The organism is Pseudemcibacter sp. (assembly GCF_965661635.1).
Lineage (GTDB): Bacteria > Pseudomonadota > Alphaproteobacteria > Sphingomonadales > Emcibacteraceae > Pseudemcibacter.
This window is the reverse complement of record NZ_CBFIEP010000022.1, coordinates 1-1,513: the sequence shown is the minus strand read 5'-3', so window position 1 is coordinate 1,513 and position 1,513 is coordinate 1. Positions and strand designations below refer to the sequence as shown.

The window sequence follows — 1,513 nt, the reverse complement described above, 5'->3', positions numbered from 1 at the left end:
TGGCACGGACAATCTTATGTCTGCTACTCATATATATTGATTAAAAATGAACGGTTAGCAAAAACACGCGACCGCATGGGAAAAAATAATGCTGGGATTTTCGAATATTGCCAAAAAGATTTTTGGTACATCAAACGAAAGATATCTTAAAAGCCTTGAGCCACGCATCAAAGCAATCAACGCCCTAGAACCCGAAATTCAAGCCCTTAGTGATGACGAACTAAAAGGTAAAACGGCTGAATTCCGAGAGCGTCTCGAAAAAGGTGAAAAGCTTGACAATCTTCTCGTAGAAGCCTTCGCAGTTGTTCGAGAAGCGGCTATTCGTACCTTAGGACAACGCCATTATGATGTTCAACTTATCGGTGGTATCGTTCTTCATGAAGGCCAAATCTCAGAAATGAAAACGGGTGAGGGTAAAACACTCGTTTCCACCTTGGCAGGTTATTTAAATGCCTTACCCGGAAAAGGTGTTCACATCGTCACCGTCAATGATTATTTGGCCAGCCGTGATGCCGAATGGATGGGGCAGGTTTATCGTTTTCTTGGTATGACCGTTGGTTGCATTATTCCCAATATCCCTGATCAAAACCGCAAAGAAGCCTATGCCTGTGATGTTACATACGCGACCAATAATGAGCTTGGGTTCGATTATTTGCGCGATAACATGAAATTTCATAAAGATGCGATGGCGCAGCGCGACCCATATTTCGCTATTGTCGATGAGGTGGACAGTATTTTAATTGATGAAGCCAGAACACCCTTAATTATTTCCGGCCCCACAGAAGACAAATCCGAACTTTATGTTTCTATCGATAAAATCATCCCTGAGCTAAATGATGAAGATTATGAAGTAGACGAAAAGAGCCGCAGTATATCCTTGACCGAAGAGGGAATGGAGCATTTGGAAGAAGTTCTTAAAAACGCGGGATTGATAGAAACAGATAATCTTTATGATTATGGTAATGTGGCTGTCGTTCATCATGTTAATCAGGCCCTTAAAGCCCATAAATTATTCCATTCTGAAAAAGATTATATTGTAAAGGGTAGCGACGTTATTCTCATCGACGAATTTACAGGGCGCATGATGGATGGACGCCGCTTATCAGAAGGCCTCCATCAGGCAATTGAAGCCAAAGAAGGGGTAGAAATCCGCACTGAAAACCAAACGTTGGCATCGGTCACATTCCAGAATTATTTCCGTCTTTACGAAAAATTATCTGGTATGACAGGAACGGCGGCGACAGAAGCCAATGAATTTGCCGATATTTATGGACTTGGCGTTGTGGAAATTCCAACAAATATTGATATCAGTCGTATTGATGATGACGATGAAATATACCGTACCGCAGAAGAAAAATATGCCGCAATCGTAGACCGTATTGAAGAATGTTATAAAACACGTCAGCCAATATTGGTCGGTACGGTCAGTATTGAAAAGTCAGAATATCTTGCGGATATGCTTAAGAAACGCAAAGTAAAGCATAACGTTTTGAATGCAAAATTCCATGAAGAA

1 pseudogene is annotated in these 1,513 nt (G+C 41.3%); it reads left to right on the top strand.

From position 1 onward, the window contains the following. Positions 1-88: 88 nt before the first annotated feature. Positions 89-1,513, top strand: a pseudogene (locus tag ACTF6W_RS01510) (preprotein translocase subunit SecA); the annotation flags it as partial.